This window comes from Streptosporangium sp. NPDC049644 (assembly GCF_040675205.1).
GTDB classification, from domain to species: domain Bacteria; phylum Actinomycetota; class Actinomycetes; order Streptosporangiales; family Streptosporangiaceae; genus Streptosporangium; species Streptosporangium fukuiense.
Map to the genome: position 1 here is coordinate 45,430 of NZ_JBFAOJ010000032.1, position 13,175 is coordinate 58,604.

At 70.6% G+C, this 13,175-nt stretch carries 10 protein-coding genes; 5 read left to right on the forward strand and 5 right to left on the reverse strand.

Annotation, left to right across the window (positions count from 1 at the left end; genetic code table 11):
* Window positions 1-5: 5 nt before the first annotated feature.
* Complete coding sequence (locus AB0J58_RS19840; RefSeq protein ID WP_364217537.1) at window positions 6-239, forward strand: DUF397 domain-containing protein; 234 nt, start codon at window positions 6-8, stop codon at window positions 237-239.
* 35 nt (window positions 240-274) lie between these two features.
* Here AB0J58_RS19840 and AB0J58_RS19845 read toward each other — a convergent pair whose 3' ends face one another.
* From AB0J58_RS19845 to AB0J58_RS19855, 3 genes are all read right to left on the reverse strand, one after another.
* Window positions 275-751: an NUDIX hydrolase gene (locus tag AB0J58_RS19845; RefSeq protein ID WP_364217539.1), complete on the reverse strand. Its 477-nt coding sequence runs from the start codon at window positions 749-751 to the stop codon at window positions 275-277.
* Between the two features lie 163 nt (window positions 752-914).
* Window positions 915-1,460: a GNAT family N-acetyltransferase gene (locus tag AB0J58_RS19850; protein WP_364217541.1), complete on the reverse strand. Its 546-nt coding sequence runs from the start codon at window positions 1,458-1,460 to the stop codon at window positions 915-917.
* Window positions 1,461-1,517: 57 nt separating this feature from the next.
* Window positions 1,518-3,329, reverse strand: a complete 1,812-nt coding sequence (locus tag AB0J58_RS19855; protein WP_364217543.1) for an ABC transporter ATP-binding protein — start codon at window positions 3,327-3,329, stop codon at window positions 1,518-1,520.
* 288 nt (window positions 3,330-3,617) lie between these two features.
* On the opposite strand from AB0J58_RS19855, the gene AB0J58_RS19860 reads away from it, so the two are divergent.
* The 4 genes from AB0J58_RS19860 (at window position 3,618) to AB0J58_RS19875 (ending at window position 11,039) form a co-directional block, all read left to right on the forward strand.
* Window positions 3,618-5,717, forward strand: a complete 2,100-nt coding sequence (locus tag AB0J58_RS19860) for a M6 family metalloprotease domain-containing protein (RefSeq protein ID WP_364217545.1) — start codon at window positions 3,618-3,620, stop codon at window positions 5,715-5,717.
* Between the two features lie 182 nt (window positions 5,718-5,899).
* Window positions 5,900-8,464 carry a tetratricopeptide repeat protein gene (locus AB0J58_RS19865; RefSeq protein ID WP_364217547.1) on the forward strand — a complete coding sequence of 855 codons (2,565 nt, stop codon included), beginning with the start codon at window positions 5,900-5,902 and terminating at the stop codon, window positions 8,462-8,464.
* Between the two features lie 516 nt (window positions 8,465-8,980).
* Window positions 8,981-10,057, forward strand: coding sequence for an RNA-guided endonuclease TnpB family protein (locus AB0J58_RS19870; RefSeq protein ID WP_364217549.1), 1,077 nt, complete (start codon window positions 8,981-8,983; stop codon window positions 10,055-10,057).
* A gap of 184 nt (window positions 10,058-10,241) precedes the next feature.
* Window positions 10,242-11,039, forward strand: a complete 798-nt coding sequence (locus AB0J58_RS19875) for a tyrosine-protein phosphatase (RefSeq protein ID WP_343962078.1) — start codon at window positions 10,242-10,244, stop codon at window positions 11,037-11,039.
* A gap of 71 nt (window positions 11,040-11,110) precedes the next feature.
* On the opposite strand, the gene AB0J58_RS19880 is transcribed toward AB0J58_RS19875, so the two are convergent.
* On the reverse strand, window positions 11,111-12,157 hold the full coding sequence (locus AB0J58_RS19880) for a Gfo/Idh/MocA family oxidoreductase (RefSeq protein WP_364217551.1): 1,047 nt from the start codon (window positions 12,155-12,157) through the stop codon (window positions 11,111-11,113).
* A complete protein-coding gene (locus AB0J58_RS19885) occupies window positions 12,150-13,058 on the reverse strand; it encodes a PAC2 family protein (protein WP_364217553.1) in 909 nt (302 codons plus the stop codon). The genes AB0J58_RS19880 and AB0J58_RS19885 overlap by 8 nt, the downstream gene beginning before the upstream one ends.
* Between the last annotated feature and the right edge of the window lie 117 nt (window positions 13,059-13,175).

Sequence of the window (13,175 nt, forward strand, 5' to 3'; positions counted from 1 at the left end):
ATGGCATGCCTACTCCCGAGGACCTGGCCGGTGTTGCCTGGCGCATCAGCACGAAAAGCGACAACGGTGGCGGAAGCTGTGTGGAGGCGGGGCCGTTGGCGGATGGTAGTGGGCGGGTGGCGGTGCGGCACAGTCATCGGCCCGGTGGTGAGGTGATCGTCTATACCCGTGCCGAGTGGGAGGCGTTCGTCGGCGGCGTCAAGGACGGGGAGTTCGACTTCCCTGGCACCTCGCGCTGAGACGAGAGGGCTGAACTCGATCAGGCCCGGTCCGGTCATTCGTCCGACAGGTAGATGGGACGTCCTTCGTGCCGGGCGAGGCGGGCGGTGAGCAGGCGGGTGGTGATGTTCCCCGAAAGGAGGGTGACGGCGGTGTGCCACGGGAGGAACGCCACCTCGTCAAGCTCCTCGGCCTCCGGAGTGATCTGGTCGGCATCGCTCAGCACGCCGCCGTCGAACACGAAGCTGATCAGCGGGCGGGGGCGTTCCCCCGACGGGGGGCTCCAATGGACCACGAGGAGATCACCCACCTCGACGGGCACGCCGAGTTCCTCGGCCACCTCGCGCCTCGCGCACTCGTGGGGCGCCTCGTCCTCTTCCACGACCCCACCGGGAAAGTCCCAGGTCGGCCGGTAGTTGGGCTTGACCAGCAGCACCCGGCCCTCGGGGTCGGTGATCAGCAGGCAGGCGCAGACGAACACGGTGGGCAGGGTGGCGTACCAGGTGACGGGGTCGAGGTAGGGCTTGCTCACCCTCGCCACGCTACCGCCGAGAGCCGTCCGTCCCCGGCAAGGCCCGCCGAGGCGTCACCGGTCACTCGTATCCGGAAGGCCGAACGTCACCGCCCGGTCGAGCTTCCCAACCCGGCATGTTCCCCTCCCCGACGGCAGGTGTTCCGGTGGGCGATCCTTCTGCTCAGCCGAGCTTCTTGACCAGCACCTCGAACTCCAGGTCGTCCCTGGTCGGCAGGCCGAAGCTCTCGTCGCCGTAGGGGAACGGGGCCGTCTCGCCGGTGCGGACGTAGCCTCGGCGCACGTACCAGGCGAGCAGTTCCTCGCGGACCGAGATCACCGTCATGTGCATCTCGTCCACCCCCCACTCGTCGCGGGCGAGACGCTCGGCCTCGGCGAGGACCGCCTTGCCGAGGCCGCCGCCCTGCAGCGTGGGGCGTACGGCGAACATCCCGAAGTACGCGTGCCCGTCCCGGCGCTCCACCTGGCAGCAGGCGATGATCTCGCCCTCCGACTCCACGACCAGCACCCGGCCGTCCGGGTTCAGCACCGCGGCGGCCACGCCCCCGGCGTCCGTCCGCTGCCCGCCCAGCAGGCTCGCCTCGCTCGTCCAACCGGCCAGGCTCGACTCGCCCCGGTAGGCCGACTCGACCAAGGAGACCAGGGGGAGGACGTCCGCGTCGGTGGCGGTACGGAAGGTCGGTTGGGCGGTCCGCAAGGGGCTGTTCATGCGTCTTGTCCTTCAACAGGGAATGGCGAGGCGTCCGATGCCGTGGGTCGAATCTAATCAGGCCGTGGTGAGGGAGCGGTCGCGGTTGACCAGGGCGGCGTAGGGGCCGCCGGCGGCGAGGAGGTCGTCGTGGCCGCCGCGTTCGACGACACGGCCCCGGTCGAGGACCACGATCTGGTCGGCGTCGCGGATCGTCGACAGCCGGTGCGCGATCGTGATGGTGGTCCGGCCGCGCGACAGGGTGTCCAGCGCCTCCTGGACGGCGCGCTCGGTCTGGGTGTCCAGGGCACTGGTGGCCTCGTCGAGGACCAGTACGGGCGGGTCGCGCAGCAGCGTCCTGGCGATGGCCAGGCGCTGCTTCTCACCGCCGGAGAAGCGGTAGCCGCGCTCGCCGACCACGGTGTCGTACCCCTCGGGCAGCGAGGCGATGTGGTCGTGGATCCGGGCGGCCCGGGCGGCGGAGACGATCTCCTCGTCGGTGGCCGAGGGGTTGGCGAACCGCAGGTTGTCGGCGATCGAGGAGTGGAACAGGTAGGTCTCCTGGGAGACCACGCCGACCGTCTCGGCCAGGGCCTCGAAGGTCAGCTCCCGCACGTCCACCCCGTCGATGGTGATCCGCCCGCCGGTCACGTCGTACAGCCGGGGCAGCAGGTAGCTCAGCGTGGTCTTGCCCGAGCCGGTCTCGCCGACCACGGCCAGGGTGGTGCCGGCGGGGACGACGAGGTCGATGTCCGACAGGGTCGGGGTCTCTCCGTAGGAGAAGTCGACGTGCTCGAAGCGGATCTCGCCGCGTACCGTCTTCGGCGTGTGGGTGCCGGGGTGGATGTCCACGGCCAGGTCCAGATACTCGAAGATCCGGGCGAACAGCGCCAGGGAGCTCTGCACGTCGACGCCGAGCCGGAGCAGCGACACCGAGGGGCGGAACAGGTTCAGCTGGAGGGTGGTGAAGGCGACGACGGTGCCGATGGAGATCGCCGAGGTCAGCCCGGTGGCCCAGTAGATCATCGCGGGCATGGCCGCCATGATGATCTGGATGGTGGACTGCCGCCAGCGCCCGGCCATGCTGGAGCGGAGCTCCAGGACGGCCAGCTCGTCCGAGGCGGCGGAGAACCGTCTGGCGAGCTCGGGGCCCTGGCCCATCGTCCGGCCCAGCAGGATGCCGCTGATCGACAGCGACTCCTGGATCATCGACGACATGGCGGCCATCTTCCGCTGCCGCTCGGAGGTGATCTTCCTGCGCTCCCGGCCGACCCTGCGGCTGATGCCGACGAAGAGCGGGAGCAGCAGCAGCGACACCACGGTCAGCCGCCAGTCCAGCACGAGCATCGCGATGACCGTCGCGATCACGGTGGTCAGGTTGGAGACGATCGCGGCGGCGGTGGAGGTGACCACCAGCTGCATGCCGCCGATGTCGCTGGCGATGCGCGACTGCACCTCGCCGGTCCTGGTGCGGGTGAAGAAGGCCATGGACATGCGCTGCAGGTGGCCGTAGACGGCGGTGCGCAGATCGTGCATGACACGCTGGCCGACCCTGTTGGAGATCAGCATCTGGATGACGTCGAGCACGCTGGTGACGACGGCGACCGCGACCATGCCGAGTACGAGCAGCGTCAGCAGGCCGGTCCTGCCGTGCGGGATGGCGTCGTCGAGCACCGCGCGGAGCATGAACGGCGAGGCCAGCGAGACGAGCGAGGACAGTCCGATGAGGGCGCCCACGATGACCAGCCGGCCCCGATAGGGGCGGAACAGGCCGACGACGCGCCGCAGCGGCGCGCGGGGTTCGCCGTTCGCGTTTTCGGCAGGTGCCTCGTCGCCGGGAGGCGCTGTGTCCTTGGAGGGCGCTTCGTCCGCGCGGGGATCGTCGGTCATGTGAGGGGTTTCGTGCCGTTCGGCATTCCTGGTCTGTTCCGTCATGGAGCTCCCTTCTGAAGTTTGCTCGGACTAGAGATTACTGTGCTGGTCAGACCCCTCCTTGGGCAGTCGGCTCGTCGAGGAGTTCACCCGGCGGGAGAGAACCGGACTCGAAACGGCCGTTCACGCGGGAGGCCCGGCCCGTGCGGGTGGGGATCTCCGGGCTTCGGCGCCGGGGAGGAACCGGCAACTTTCCTGACAGCGGATCGTTGATCTATCCGAAAGCGATCTATAACGTCATTTAGCGTGACTCGTCCCCCCAAGTTGCTTAAAGTACTGATCGCCGCAGTTGTACTGATGCCCATCGGTCTCGCCTCCCTGCCCGCCTCCGCCGACCCCGCCCCGGACCCGGAGCACCCCTGGCGCCTGGAGCAGTGGCCCCAGACCCAGCCCTGGCAGCGGGACGCCCCCGAGGACTCGGCCGCACGGCGCGCCGAGCCCGCCGCCCCGGCACCGATCGACCCGCAGAACTGGAAGAACCCGGACCACATGACGTGGGCCGACTACCGCAAACCACCCGGCACCAACTGGGCCGACCCTGCGGTCAAGGGTTCCAAGCGCACCTTCCGCGGCGCGCTCGTCCTGGCCGACTATCCCAACCAGCCGTTCGTGGTCACCCAGCCCAAGGGCTCGACGGTCTTCAAAAACCCCAGTGCCGAGGCCCACGACGTCCCCCGTGACCAGGTCGCCGGCTTCTACCGGGACTTCCTCAACACCCCCAACGACCTCAACCGGGGCCACACCATCCACGAGTACTGGATGGAGGACTCAGGGGGGCGCTACGGCGTGGAGCTGACCGCGTTCGGCCCCTACCAGATGCCGGGCAAGTCACACGAGTACGCCATGGAGTTCCAGGGAGGCACCGCCTGCCCGGCCGGTGACGCCTGTAACCGCAACATCAGGACCGACGCGCGGGCGGCGTGGATCGGCGACGTCGGCCAGGAGGTTCCGGCGGGCTTCGACTTCGTCTTCTACCTGAGCGCAGGACAGGACGAGTCGGCCACCTGGCAGGAGTTCGGCTCGATCAAGTTCCCCACCAAGGAGGCGGTGACCGACGACTTCGGCCCGCCCGACCCGGCCCTGCCCAACTGGGCCAGGACCCGCTACGTGGAGTGGACGTCCTGGGCCTCGGCCGCCTCCATCTGGCCCAACGCCGGGGGCGGGTCCTCCACCCAGGCGGAGAGCTCGGGGCAGGGCGTCTACGCCCACGAGCTCAGTCACATCCTCGGCATCGGCGACAACTACAACAACCCGTTCGGGGTACCGCCGCGCCGGGCGTACACCGGGATCTGGGAGATGCTCAGCCGGGGCAGCTTCAACGGCCCGGGTGGCCCGCACAGCCGCTGGCTGATCCCGCCCACCTCGGGTGGCTCCATGGGAGCCCAGCACATGCTCCGAAACAAGATCAAGCTTGAGATGGTGGACGAGGACAACGTGCTGCGCCTGTCCCGTGAGGCGCTGGCCGAGTCCGGGGTCGTCGTGGCGGAGGTGACCGCCCGAGTGATCCAGCCGGGACCGGCCGGCCTGTCCGGGGTCAACATCGCCTTCGGTGACGGCGACCGCAGCCCGGCCTGCGACGTGCGCGTCGACCCGCTCTGCGACGGCGGCGGATACCAGAACTACACGGTCGAGGTCGTGGACAGGATGGGCGCCGACTCCTTCACGCCCGACTCGGGGGTGCTGCTGGCCAAGACCAAGAACGCCGACCAGGCGCCCTTCGAGTGGGTGATCGACGCCAACCCGCAGGACATCGGGATGACCGACTATGTCCTGCCGGACGGCACCGCCGTGCCCATCACGATCGGCGACTACCGCCAGCTGTCGGACGCCCTGTTCCACGCGGGCACCGGCTCGGGTTCCGAGTTCGAGTACGTGGACGAGGCCAACCGGCTGCACTTCTACGTCCTGGATCTCAAGCGCGACCGCAAGGGCGTGCTCTCCTACACGGTGGCGATCCGCTCGCTGGACGGCGCCGGCCCGAACAAGCGCGGCGTGAAGGTGCTCCCGTCCGTCGGCCTCCCGTCCGGCGACGGCCTGTCCACCTGCCGCTTCCCGCTGTTCAACACCGGCAAGGCGGCCCAGGCCGCCGGGCAGCACCCCGAGGATGTGAGCGCCTATCTCAAGAGTGACGTCTACCGGCTGTCGGCGAAGGTCGAGGGCCGAGGCTGGACCGCCTCGCTGCCCAACGAGCTCGCGACCGCGGGGTCGGGCAAGAGCACGCTGGTCGCCGTCAACGCCCTGCGGGCGGCGGGTGGCAGCCACCTCGCGAAGGTGACCCTGACCGCCACCTCGGAGAGCGACCCGGCCAAGACCGCCAAGGCGACCTGTCAGGTGCTGGGGCGCTGAGGCCCGGACCGTGTCAACCCGGCGTCACCCCGGCGTCACCCCGGCGTCACCCCGGCGGGGTGACACGGAAGTGTCCATCGCGAGGGCGCGCGGAGCGTCCCTTGTGATCGAATGGAGTCGATCGTCCGGCCACCGGACGATCGACTCCAGGGCGTGTCGTGGTCTTCCTGCGAGGAGTGTGAATGGCCGGGCCGTCGAACGTGCCTGATCGGCGTGGCTCCAGAGCGCCGAGACGCCGGATCCCACTGGCGGCGCCCGCGGTGGCGGGGATCGCCGCGGCGGTGGCCAGCGTCCTGGCGACCTCGCTGGACGTGTGGGAGCTGCCCACCGAGGCCAAGATCGGTGCCACCGCGGTCGCCGGTCTCCTGGTCGGGCTGCTCACCTGGGCGACGACCGGCAAGCAGGCCGAGGGGCGGGGCACGGCCGCCACGACGGTGTCGCGCCCGCCGGACCAGTGGCCGCCGGTCTCCGCGCACTTCACAGGCCGCACCGAGTCGCTGGCCGAGCTGCGCGAGGTCTTCGCCGCGCGCCGCCGCTCCAGGGACCACGCGGAGAACGCCTCGCCGCTGGTCGTCTCGGTGTACGGCAGAGGCGGGGTGGGCAAGTCCGTGCTCACCGCCAGGTTCGGCCACGAGATCGCCGGGAGCTTTCCCGACGGCCGCCTCTACGCGGACCTGCGCGGCGAGGTGGAGGCTCCGGTCGGCCCCGAGGAGGTGCTGATCGGCTTCCTGCGCGCGCTCGGCGTCCGGGTCACCACCGACCCCGGAGGTCTCGCCGAGCTCCGCGCGCTCTGGCTGACCTGGACCAAGGGCAGGCGCATCCTTATCTGCCTGGACAACGCCCACGACGGCGACCAGGTCAAGGACCTGATCCCGGCCGAGCCCGGGTGCGCGGTCCTGATCACCTCCAGGCAGCCGCTGTTCCTGCTCAACACCTACGACAAGCGGCTGTCGGTGTTCAGCGAGGCGCAGGGTGTCGAGCTGCTGGCCCGGCTGGCCGGGGACGACAGGGTCGCCGCCGACCTGGAGTCGGCCCAGGAGATCGTACGGATGTGCGACCACCTGCCGCTGGCCATCAGCATCTGCGGCGGACGCCTGGCCACCCGGGAGAACTGGACGCTGCGCCGGCTCGCCGACCGGCTGCGGGACGAGCGCCGCCGCCTGGACCAGCTTGAGCTCGCCCGCAGGCTGGACAAGAGCGTGCGGGCCTCCCTCCAGCTGAGCTACGACGACTGCACCGGCCTGCAGCGCCGCCTGCTGCGCCTGCTCAGCCTGCTGAGCGCTCCCGACGTGCCCGGCTGGGTGGCGGGGGAACTGCTCGCCACCTCGGAACCCGAGGGCGCCGACCAGCTGGAGGCGCTCATCGACGCCCAGCTCGCCGAGTGCTCGGGTACCGACCTCTCCGGGGTGATGCGCTACCGGCTGCACGACCTCGTCAGGATCTTCGCCCGCGAGCTGGCGTTCTCCGACGACGACGAGAGTCACCGCCGGGCCGCCATCGAACGGGTCCTGTCCGGCTACCGCCGCCGCGCGGAGGCGGCGGCCGTGGCCCGCTGGCCACAGGACTGGGGCCGCAGGGTCAGGCCCGGTGGGCCGGGAGCGGTGACGCAGGCCCAGGTCTCGGCGGCCGACTGGCTCAACGCCGAGCGGCTGACCCTGGTCGCCGTGATCGGCCAGGCCAGGGGCATGGAGATGTGGGAGCTGGCCTGGGGGCTCGGCCGGGCCTTCTGCTCGCTCTGCCACTCGCTGCGGGCCTACTGGTCCGACTGGCGGGCGGTCGCCGAGATCCTGTGCGAGGCCGCGGAGCGGATGGACGACCGGCGGGCGCTGGGCATCGCGCTGCTGGATCGGGCGGCGGTGGCGGGCGGTCAGGGCGGCCACCACAGCGCCGCGGCGGACGCCGAACGGGCCCTGGAGATCTTCACCGACCTCGGCGAGTCCTGGTGGGCGGCGCGGGCGATGCGCACGGTCGGCATGACCCTGTTCAACAACGGCAACCTGGACCGGGGACAGGGCTACCTGATCGGCGCGGTCACCGCCTTCAAGGGCGAGGAGGACCGCTGGTGGACGGCCAGGACCCGGCGCAACCTCGCGGAGCTCAGGCTCGCCCAGCGCAGGCCCGAGGAGGCGCGCGAACTGCTGGAGGAGGCCCTGGGGGTGTTCGAGCGCGACCGCAACCGCTACTCGGAGGCGCAGACGCTGCGCGCCTACGGAGAGGTGCTCGGCGTGACGGCCAGGGGGCTGCACGCCGCGGGTGATCGCCGGGCCGCCGAGGAGGACTTCGCCAGGGCCGGTTTCAGCCTGGACCGGGCGGCCGAGATGTTCCGGCTCCGCGGCGAGCTGTGGGAGGAGGCCAGGTGTCTGCGCGCGGCGGGGGAGGTCGGCAACCCGGCCAACGCGCTCCGCGAGCTCACCTACGTGCGCCGGGCCACCGAGATGCTGAGCGCGCTCGGCGACTCGTGGGGCGTGGCCAGGGCCGAGCTGTCGGCGGGACGCGCCCACGGGCGGCTCGGCCGTACGCGAGAGGCGCAGGAGTCACTGCTGCGGGCGGTGCGCGACTTCGAGGAGCTGGGTGACCGCTGGTGGATGGCCAGGAGCCTTCGCTACCTGGGGGAGGCGTATCTGGAGGCGGGTGAGCGGCAGCCCGCGGTGGACGCTCTGCGCCAGGCCCAGGACATCTACCGCAGTCTCGGCAACCAGGCGGGGATGGGCCGCACCCTGGAACTCCTGCGCCGTGCGGAGGGCTGAGCGTCCTTTGGGAAATACGGCGGCTCGGGGTCCGCGCCGGGTTCTTCGGTCACAACGGCCGATGGCGGCTCGGAGCCCGCGCCCGACGAGGTCAGGGATCGGCGGCCGTCAGCAGGTGCCTGGCGGCGTCGCGGGCCTCGTCGATGCTCCGGTGGAACAACTTTCTGATCTGCTGGGCCTGCTCGGTCAGGCGTTCCAGGTGCGTGTCCTGCGCGGTCTCGGCGACCGGTGCCTCGTACTGCGGGGTCCGTTCGGCGAGTACTGGGGGACCTGTCCCAGCCGGGCCGCGCGCAGCGCCTGCGGGCCGGCGCGCAGGACCGAGGAGATCGAGTCGGGCAGAGCCAGATCGATCAGCAGATGGGGGGAGCGTCTCCTCGGATCTACGGGACCTCCTCGCGCCGGGACACAGGCGGGCACCTTCACCGTAATTGCAGCGTGGAGGCCTCGTCGTTCACGACGGGGAGGAAACGCGGGAAAACGGTGCCGCCCGGTAGCGGTGAGTGACAGGATCGGTGCGTGCTGGTGACGGAAATGCTGAAACTCGCGCCCTCCCCCGAACAGGGACAGGCCCTGCTGGCGACGATGCGCGCGTGTAACGCCGCCGCGACCAGGGCCGCCGAGGTCGCGTTTGCGCACCGCACCGCGAACAAGATCGCTTTGCAGAGGCTCGTCTACGCCGAACTGCGCCACGGGTTCGGGTTGTCGGCGCAGATGGCCGTTCGCTCCATCGCCAAGGCCTGCGAGGCCTACAAGCGTGACAAGACCATCAAACCGGTCTTCCGCCCGTTGGGGGCGGTCGCCTACGATCAGCGCATCCTTACCTGGAAGGGACAAGAGGCGGTCAGTCTCCTCACCTTGGGCGGCCGGGTCGTCGTGCCCGTCCTCTATCGGGGGCGGTGGCTGCAGCGTGAGGGGACGAGGTTGCGGGGGCAGGCCGATCTCGTCTACCGCGATGGGGTGTTCTTCCTCGCCGTGGTCGTCGAGATCCCCGAACCACCACGGCAGCAGGAGACGCAGGGGTGGCTGGGGGTGGATCTGGGCATCGTCAACCTCGCCACCGACTCCACCGGCGAGTCCTACAGCGGCAAAGGGGTACGGGCGGTGCGGCGGCGTAACGCCCGGCTGCGGGCCCGGCTGCAGGCCAAGGGCACCAAGTCCGCCAAGCGGCTGCTGAAGAGGCGCCGTCGTAAGGAGTCACGGTTCGTCCGGAACGTCAACCATGTCATCGCCAAGAAACTGGTCGGCAAGGCCAAAGACACCCGCTCCGGGATCGCCCTGGAAGACCTCACGGGCATCCGGGATCGGGTCACGGTTCACAAGGCTCAGCGTGCCGACCTGCACTCGTGGGGTTTCCATCAGCTGCGCACGTTCGTGACCTACAAGGCCGCCCTGGCCGGGGTGGCCGTGCGGTTGGTGGATCCGCGCAACACCTCCCGCACCTGCCCCGGCTGCGGTCACCTCGACAAACGGAATCGTCCCGCCCGGGATGAGTTCCGGTGTGTTTCGTGCGGGCTCGCTGGCCTGGCGGATCACTTCGCGGCGATCAACATCGGTCGCCGGGCAGTGGGTCACGCTGCCGACGACGCGGCCTGAACCGTACCTGCCAGGTACGGCGAGGAGCTGCAAGCTCGGTCCTTTCAGGGCCGAGAAGCTGACTCTTCCTCATCGAGAAAAATGCGGTGCATTTACGGACGCGGTACATGGACATCGGCAATTACGGAAATAGGTCCTAGGCGTTAACTGGCCATACGTAAAGGGGCGTATAAACTTGGCGGCGATGAACGACTTCACGCGTTGGATTGATCTTGAAGGTGCCGTCAACGTACGCGACCTCGGCGGGCTCGCCACGGTGGACGGCGGGACCACACGCTTCGGCCGCATCTACCGGGCCGACAACCTGCAGGGGCTGACCGAGCGGGACATTCAGCTGCTCGTCGCCGACCTGAAGCTCCGCAACGTCGTCGACCTGCGCTCCGGTCCCGAGGTGCGCCTGGAGGGGCCGGGGCCGCTCACCGGGGTGCCGGAGGTGAACATCCACCACCTCACCCTGTTCGCCGAGGGCGGCAGGTACACCGACGTCGAGGCCGACACCATCGAGGGCGACAGGGTGCTGCCCTGGACGGCGCGGGACGAGGAGGACCTCGCCGAGTTGCGGGTGACCGGTTACTACTACGCCTACCTCCGCGACCGTCCCGATTCGGTCCTGGCGGCCCTGCGCGCCATGGCCCGCGACGACGGCGCGGCCCTCGTGCACTGCGCGGCGGGCAAGGACCGCACCGGTGTCGTCAGCGCCCTCGCGCTGGAGGTCGCCGGTGCCACCCGTGAGGCGATCGTCGCCGACTACGTCGCCACGGGCGACCGCCTGGAGGGCATCCTGGCCCGGTTGCGTTCCAGCGCCACCTACCGTGACGACCTCGACAACCGGCCGGCCGACGACCACCGGCCGAGGCCCGAGTACATCGAGCAGTTCCTGCACGTCCTGGACAACCGGTTCGGCGGCCCGCTCGAATGGCTCGCCTCGCACGGCTGGAGCGAGAACGACTCCGGTCTCCTCCGCGCCCGCCTGCGCGACTGAGGTCCCCGGTCAGGTCGTGCGACCGGCCCGCGCCTCCGGTACGGAGGCGCGGCACCCGGCTGTAGGTCTCCTCAGAGGGTGACGACCCGGCGCTCGGCGGCCGAGCGCCGGGCCGCCTCCAGCACGGCGAGAGCCTCGACGACCTCCTCGGGGCCGACCGGCGGCGGAGCGCCCTGGCGCAGACAGGCGGCCACGGCCGGGTAGAACCCGGCGTAGCCGCCGGGTTCGGTGGGGACGACGCGGTTGTCGTCGTCGGTGCCGAGGGTGCCCCACCGCTCCGGAGGCTCCGCACCGAAGCCGGGAGAGGCGGGGGTGAGACCGGCGCGCAACTGCTCCTCCTGCACGTCCAGCCCGTACTTCAGGTAGCCCGCCCGCGAGCCGAGCACCCGGAATCGGGGGCCCAGCCGGGGGGTGACCGCGCCGGCCCACAGGTGGGAACGGGCCCCGCCCGAATGGGAGAGGGCGATGAAGGTGTCGTCGTCGGCGTTCACCCCCGGGCGCCGCACATCCGACTCGGCGTAGACGGCGACGACCGGGCCGAGCAGGCGCAGAGCCTGGTCCACCAGGTGGCTGCCGAGGTCGTAGAGCAGTCCGGCGACCTCGTCGGTGCCGCCCGTCTCGCGCCAGCCGCCCTTCGGCACCGGCCGCCAGCGCTCGAAACGCGACTCCAGCCGGGTGACCTCGCCGAGCTCGCCCGCCGAGACCAGCCGCCCGAGCGTCAGGAAGTCGCCGTCCCAGCGCCGGTTCTGGAACACGGTCAGCATCAGGCCCCTCGCGCGCGCCAGCTCCACCAGGCCGCGCGCCTGTCCGGCGGTCGCGGCCAGCGGCTTGTCCACCACGACCGGCAGGCCGGCCCTCAGGGCGGCCTCCGCCAGCGGAACGTGTGTGCGGTTGGGGGAGGCGATCACCACCAGGTCGACCGGGTCGGCGCCGTTCCACAGGTCGGCGGCGTCGCCGACCACCCGCGCACCGTACTTCCCCGAGACCTCGGCGGCCCGGCCGGGGTCACCGGTGACCACCGCGGACAGCCGCATGCCGGGGGTCGCGGCGATCAGCGGGGCATGGAAGAACGCCCCCGCCACCCCGTACCCGACGAGGCCGACGCGCAGCTCAGTCACCGCGACGTTCGTCGCGTTCGGCGAGGAACGCCTCGAACTGGGCGGCGAGCTCGTCGCCGGTCGGCATCTCCGCGGACTCGGCCATCAGGCTCTCGCGTTCGGCGCCCGCGGCGAACGCGTCGTACTGCTGTTCCAGGCCGGTGATGGCGGTGGACAGCTCCTGGGATGCCTCGATCTGCTCGGCGATCTCGGCGTCGGTCTTTCCGGCGGCCTCGCGCAGGGCCTCCAGCGGGAACACCAGCCCGGTGCTCTTGGTGACCGCCTCCAGCGCGGTCACCGCGGCCGAGGGGTATTCGGCCTGCGCCAGGTAGTGCGGAACGTGCACGGCGTAGCCGAGGGCGTCGTGCCCCTTGGCGCCGAGCCGGAGCTCGATCAGCGCGGCCACGCTGCCGGGCACCTGGACCTTGCCGAAGGCGCTGGTCTGCCCGGCGACGAGTTCGGACCGGCTGGCATGTCCGGTGACGCCCAGCGGGCGGGTGTGCGGGACGGCCATCGGGATGCCGTGGAAGGTCACCAGCCTGCCGATACCCAGCCGGGTGGCCAGCGTTTCGACGGCGGAGGTGAACAGCTCCCACTCGCGGTCCGGCTCGGGGCCGCTGAGCAGCAGGAACGGTGTTTCCGTACGGTCATGGACGAGGTGCAGCGTGATCTCGGGGCTCTCCACGGAGACCCAGCGGTCGCTGTCGAAGGTCATGGTGGGCCGCCGGGAGCGGTAGTCGAGCAGGCGGTCCACGTCAAAGGTCGCCACAACCCGGTGCTCCAGCTCGTCGAGCAGATGGGTGATGGCGAGCCGCCCGGCGCCACCGGCGTCCACGAACCCGTCGAAGTGGTAGAGCAGCACCGGATCGGTCAGCTCAGGGACGTCTCCGCTGAGCCGGTAGAGATCCGTCGGGTCGAACACCGTTTTCCAGCCTTTCGTCGATCGTCTCTTCAGCTCAACCCGCGGGGGGTCCGCTGAATTCCGGATGCCCTCGGCGGTCACAGGCACCCTATCGGGGCACAACGGGTCACACGCAGC

Bases quoted from the DNA above. Each gene is read 5' to 3' on its own strand.
- AB0J58_RS19840 (WP_364217537.1), top strand. From the start codon at position 6: ATGCCTACTCCCGAGGACCTGGCCGGTGTTGCCTGGCGCATCAGCACG.
- AB0J58_RS19850 (WP_364217541.1), bottom strand. From the start codon at position 1,460: ATGAACAGCCCCTTGCGGACCGCCCAACCGACCTTCCGTACCGCCACC.
- AB0J58_RS19855 (WP_364217543.1), bottom strand. From the start codon at position 3,329: ATGACCGACGATCCCCGCGCGGACGAAGCGCCCTCCAAGGACACAGCG.
- AB0J58_RS19865 (WP_364217547.1), top strand. From the start codon at position 5,900: ATGGCCGGGCCGTCGAACGTGCCTGATCGGCGTGGCTCCAGAGCGCCG.
- AB0J58_RS19875 (WP_343962078.1), top strand. From the start codon at position 10,242: ATGAACGACTTCACGCGTTGGATTGATCTTGAAGGTGCCGTCAACGTA.